The 5,805-nt window shown below is 62.0% G+C and carries 4 protein-coding genes; 1 reads left to right on the plus strand and 3 read right to left on the minus strand.

Annotated elements, in window-relative coordinates; genetic code table 11:
* A partial coding sequence (locus tag LJE91_14355) for a hypothetical protein (protein ID MCG6869862.1) occupies nt 1–1,090 on the minus strand: 1,090 nt, incomplete at its 3' end.
* Nucleotides 1,091–1,353: 263 nt separating this feature from the next.
* On the opposite strand from LJE91_14355, the gene LJE91_14360 reads away from it, so the two are divergent.
* Nucleotides 1,354–3,498: an alkaline phosphatase D family protein gene (locus LJE91_14360; protein MCG6869863.1), complete on the plus strand. Its 2,145-nt coding sequence runs from the start codon at nt 1,354–1,356 to the stop codon at nt 3,496–3,498.
* Between the two features lie 68 nt (nt 3,499–3,566).
* Here LJE91_14360 and LJE91_14365 read toward each other — a convergent pair whose 3' ends face one another.
* Together LJE91_14365 and LJE91_14370 are read right to left on the minus strand one after the other, a co-directional pair.
* Nucleotides 3,567–4,352, minus strand: coding sequence for a sterol desaturase family protein (locus tag LJE91_14365; GenBank protein MCG6869864.1), 786 nt, complete (start codon nt 4,350–4,352; stop codon nt 3,567–3,569).
* A gap of 122 nt (nt 4,353–4,474) precedes the next feature.
* The gene (locus LJE91_14370) at nt 4,475–5,485 is read right to left on the minus strand and encodes a hypothetical protein (protein MCG6869865.1); all 1,011 of its coding nucleotides are present in this window, start codon (nt 5,483–5,485) and stop codon (nt 4,475–4,477) included.
* Nucleotides 5,486–5,805 lie beyond the last annotated feature (320 nt).

Below are 5,805 nucleotides of genomic sequence, written 5' to 3' on the forward strand. Positions count from 1 at the left end.
GGGACGTTCCATCCACCGAAATCTCGGAGTTGGTGAAACCGATACCCAGCACCTCGACTCCGCCGACCTTGAAGGTCGCCGGTGACCCGCCGATTCCGAGATTGGCCAGTCGCAGGCTGTTGCCGCTATTGGTCAGCGAACCGTTGGCCGTCAGTCCGGCGATCGACAGTTCGGACGGGAATACGTTCTGTCCCGCATCGGTTACCGGGAAGTTGGCGAGGATGGACCCCATTGCCACGGTAAAAGCCGCGGTCGAGTCGTTTTCGTTGATCTCCGTCTGCAGTATGACCCCCGCACCCAGTGCGAGGCTGACCGGCTGACCGTTCGACGTCCCCGAGATGTTGACGGGCTTGGAGACCTCAAGGGTCGTCCGTCCGTGGTTCGAACCCAGCGCTTCCGCGGTTGCAGCGACCTCACCCGTCATGACGGCGGGAAGTCCGGGGTCGGTACCGGGATTCAGGACCTCGTTTAACGCGGCCAAGACCTGCTTGAGTTCCGCCAGGTCCGTACTCAGTCGCACCTTGTTGGGTGAAGCCTCCGCGGTGAGGAACACGTTGTTGTCGAAATTGAACCGAATGATGCTGTTGTTCTCGTCGACGATGACGATCTCCATCGTCAAGTGACTCAGCAACTGCTCGCACGTCGCCTGATCGAGCGGCACGCTGGAACCGGCGGCCTGGATGATCTCCTGGCAGACCTGCGATTCGAGCGGGTCGACCGTCACGGTGTTGCCGACCCGTGTTACGGTCGCGTTCGGATCGTTGATCAGGGTGTCGACGACTTCCTGGAACTGCCGGGTGGTCGTGCCGTCCCCTACGCCCAGCGACGACGGGTCTATCCCCAGCGCTTTCCCTACCGCCTCTGTCGCCGGTGCGTCCGCAACCGACCCGGCGCCGCTTCCTAGCGTCCCGATGGAGTCATTGAGACTTCTCGCTGCGCTCTGCTGGGCCTGCTGGGTCGTGACGTTACTGCCACCGTTGGTGCCACCACCGCCCCCACTGTCCGAGCATGCCGATGTCAGAATACCGAGCGAAATGGCGGTCAGGAAAGAGACAATAAACCGATAAGAGGTACGAATCGGATTCTGCATGACTTACTCCCCGCGTCAGCGTGAAAAGAATCCATCGTTTGTCGCCACGTCCTGAGCGCGAAGCGTGGCTTTAAACTAAATTATAGGCGTCCGGAATGGTCATGCAGAATAATTTAGCCATACCCCACTCGGCCAGAATACTGGATACTTTCCATTTATAAAACATAATATTATTAGTGCTTTTTACCCTGTCTTATTAGGTATTATGCACTAATTTCACTACGGGTGTTTCGCGCCTCACGTGAGCTAGATCAACCACAGCCATGCATCGCAGGGATTTCCTGAAAATCGCCGGTTCCTTCGCCGCCTCCGCGGCCGTCGGCACGGGCCTCAACTCCTGTGGAAGCGGGTCGGCTCAGGAAGCCCCTGCCGGCTTTCCACAGGGCGTCGCCTCCGGCGACCCCCGTGCAAGTTCAGTCATCCTGTGGACCCGCGCCGAACCCGAGGGGGATCCGCAGGCCAGCGTGTCCGTCACCCTCGAGGTAGCCACCGACCCGGCCTTTGACGAGGTCCTGATCCAGAACGTCTACAGCGTCGGCCCGCCCAGCCACCACACCCTGCGCGTGCTCGTCGAGGACCTTCAGCCCGACACCGAGTATTTCTACCGGTTTCTGTCGGCTGTCGGCACGGTCTCCCAGACCGGCCGTACGCTGACCGCCCCGGACCCGGCGGACGAGCGTCCGGTCCGGTTCGCCGTGGTGAACTGCCAGGATCGCCTGCACGGTTTCTACGGCGCCTACCGGCGAGTGATGAACGAGGACCTCGCCGCCGCGCCCGGGGACCGGATCCGCTTCGTCCTGCATCTCGGTGATTTCATCTACGAGACACTCAACGAACCGCTGCAGCAGCCGCTCGACGAACGCAACGACCCGTTACCGGGCGGTCTGCGTGACCGCGACGGTGTCCTGAGAGCGATCGGGCCGTTCCCGGACGGGGGCCGCTCGAGCGACGGCATCGTCTTTGCCCGCACGCTGGAAGATTACCGGCACCTCTACCTCGCCTTCCTGTCCGATCCCGACCTACGCGCGGCACGGGCCTACTGGCCGTTCGTTCACGTCACGGATGACCACGAGTTTTCCGACGACAACTGGCAGACCGAGGCGAACTACCAGGATCGGGGCGCGAACAGCAGCGTCGACGAACCGTCACAACCGCGAAAGGTTGCGGCCAATCAGGCGTGGTATGAGTTCACGCCGTCCAACCTGATCGGCGGTGATCCCGCGTTCGATACCCCGTGGCACGCTCACGGCTTCCGTCCGGTCGACGTCGGGACCTCGACGAACGACGGTATCGACGGGGCCAACCAGGTGACGAACCCGGATACGGTCGCTGCGCGCGGGAGCATGACGGTCTACCGCAACCTTCGTTACGGCAAACTCGTCAACCTCGTGCTGACCGACAATCGCACCAATCGAAGCGACCACGCGATCACTGAAGATATCTCCGGAAACAATCCCCTGTTCTTCGCCTCGCGCGTGGCACTGCCGCTGAACGTCGTCAACGACCTCGACGCGGGCCGCACCGCGAACAACGGCAATCCAGACACCTTCCTCTTCCTCGGCCAGATTCACCTGAACCCGCGCCGCAACAGCCCGCCCGGCACGATGCTGGGACCGACCCAGAAGCAATGGTGGAAGACCAGGATGCAGGCCTCCGACGCGCGCTGGAACCTCTGGGCAAACTCCGTCCCGCTGATGCACCTGCGCGTCAACACCACCGAGCTGGGCGAGGGCATTCCCGACCTCGTGCTCTCGGGCGACACCTGGGACGGCTACAACAGCGAACGGGTGGAACTGATGCGGTTTCTGAGGCAGTCCGGGATCCGAAACGTGGTATCGATCTCCGGGGACCTTCACGCCCACATGGCGGGCATCGTGCTCGAGAATCCGGACGCGCCCGCGGGCACATCGACCCCCGCCGCGGTCGAGGTCGTTACCGGTTCGGTCAGTTCGGTTTCCCAGTTTGCCGCCACGGAGAGACTGTCGCGCTTCGAGGACCCCACGCCGACCGAAAGCCTCGTCCGTCAATTGATCGCTATCGACGACGCGACGAGCGGCGGCTTCATTACCAACATGAACAATACGCTGTCGAACGGCGTGCGGTCGGGTATCGCCGCAGCCGAAGGAGCCACACGCGATGAGATTCTTGCGCTGAAGGATCCCGTGGTGAACACCCACCTACGCTACGCGGATACCACGGCGCACGGCTATTCGGTGATGACCGTCTCGCGGGACCGGATCGACGTGGAACTGGTGAACATCGCGTCGATCGTGGAGGACTTCGGTCCAGCCGGTCCGCCGGTCAGTCTGGTCACCCGGCTCGAGATCCCCTACCCCGCCGAAGGCCAGGATCCGTCGATTTCGGATCCCGCCTTCGAGGGCGAGCCCCCCTTCCCGTTCAGTATCTGACGTCGCCTCCTTGGCGCGCTGTCGGGTTATGCTGCGCTAACCCGACGCATTGACTGCAGACCGCGAGGTCAGCGGGGAGGCTCTGAAACCGGTTCCATCCCGGAATCGCCCGCTTCCCCCGTGTTCGCGGATCTGGATACGTCGCGGAAGAAGAGCATCGACAACAGCCTCGAGGACGCCCCCTTGTAGAACCCGACCTCGCCGGTGGCGGTTTCCGGGTTGCGGAACGTTCCGAAGATCATGTCCCACAGCGGGAGATCGGCATAATTGTAGCGATGGATGCCGCGCCCGTGATGGACGGCGTGACTCTCGGGGCGCTGGATCAGGTATCCCAGCCGGCGCGGTGTACGGATGTTCGCGTGCTGGAACATGGCGTTGAAGGTCAGGAAGGCCGCCCCCAACGCGCCCGCCTCGGGCTGTACGCCGAGTAGCGGGAAAAACACCAGACTGCTCCAGGTGGTGAAGAAGAATGCATCGACCGGATGCAGATAGTAGGCCCCGAAGGCGTCCAGACTCTCGGCACTGTGGTGCATCTGATGGGCAAGGCGCCAGAGAAAATCGGACTGGTGCGCGGCGCGGTGATACCAGTAGTGGATGAACTCGTATACGAACACACCCAGTGCCGCACCACCGACGATTCCCAGGCCGCTGGCGTCGAACAGGCTGTAGTCCGCGAGCAGAGCTCCCCAGAACAGGGCGACGGCCGTAGCCAGGAAGAAGGTAAACGCCGTCACCGCCAGGGCGCGCAGTCGCCAGAAACGAGTGGCGTCATAGCGACGGTGGCGATAGAGCAGGTCCAGCAGAATGAATCCGGGGATCAGTCCGATGCCGATCATCTCGAGTATAGAAGTCATGGCGGTTTCCTCGCAGTGCCGTGATTGACACTGCGGAAGATATCGCCAGGGCGTCATAGATCGGCTCAGAAAACCGTCAAACAATCGTCAAGCGGCGGGAATGGGGCGCGAAACGGCAGCGGTTACAGGGAGAGGAAGAGGTTCGCCTGCTTGACAAAATCGTCCCGCGGCAGCAGTTCATCGCGAGGGAATCGGACCATTGCGCCGATCCGGGGCTCTCTCGAAGCGACCTTGATTTCCGATAAATTCAGCTCGTAACCCGGCTCGGCGGAGTCCGCCTCGATGCGCGTACCCATACGGTTGAGGCGCATGGACCGGATTTCAGTCTGAATAAACGCCCCGGGATTCGACAGCGTGTCTACCAGGTATTGCAGCAGATCATCGGTCGTCTCCAGGCGCGGCTCCGCCATGGCGAGCTCGCTCTCGACCTGGTCGATTTCTTCCTGCAGTCCCGATAACGTCCCGCCTGTATTCCGGCCCTCTTTCAGGCGACGCAACCGGCCCTGTAGCGACCTAAGGCGGGATCCCAGTTCCTCGGACCGGGTCCGCGCCGAGGAGACCTTTTCCCGGATATACGCCAGCAGGCTCTTGAAGATACAGCACTTCAGGGCACAGCGGGCCCCGGGCTCGTTCGCCGCAGGAGAGATGACCTGGTGGTCGGTGAAGTTCACGGCCGTTTGCAGGACATCCTTGCGGATCGACCCGTCGATGTCGGCCATCCCGATCTTTCTGCGCTCTTCCTTGCGCATGCAGAGCAATGCCCAGCATTCGCTGGCCTCGGGTTCCGTCCGGAACACCTGGCGCACTTCCTCGCTATGGCTGAAGACCTCCTGGAGGTGCTGCGGGCTGCTGAAGAAGGCGTTGACCCTCGGATCGTCGACAAAGGTTGACCGGCGGCAGGGGATCGCACCGGGGGTGTTCTCAACGATCTTGTCGATGTACGTAAAGGTAGTGGATACGGGCCCGGTGAGTACGCGTGCGTAACGGGGTATCGAACGCAGTTGCACAGATATCTCGTCGACCACGCGTTCGACAGCCTGCGGCAGGTCGTCGCATCCTGCACCGCCGGTCGTCTCTCCGGCCGTTGCCCTGGACGCCCCAAGATTCTGGAATATCAGATGAAAAAGATCCATGGCGAATACTCCATCCTCATTTTTCCAACGCCGGCCTCTCCGGGAGCGGATGCCGGGTCCGTTGTCGTTCCCCCTATGTCTCGCGGCACCATTTTTTTCTCGGCGCGGCACCTGCGCCCAACCGCGAAATTCTTCAGTATTGGGCGAAAATTCGCAAGTCTGTCTGCTTAGGCGATTGCCGGAAAATGGCATACCAGATTGCGCCGGGTGAGCTGCGAAGCAGTGAACGGCTTGGGCAGGAAGCCCAAGACCGGTGCCCAAGCAAAGCAGGGACAGCGCCGCGCCGGGATCGTTCGTCATCCAGGCGCGGCAACCGGCGC

Source organism: Gammaproteobacteria bacterium, from assembly GCA_022340215.1.
Taxonomy (GTDB): Bacteria; Pseudomonadota; Gammaproteobacteria; order JAJDOJ01; family JAJDOJ01; genus JAJDOJ01.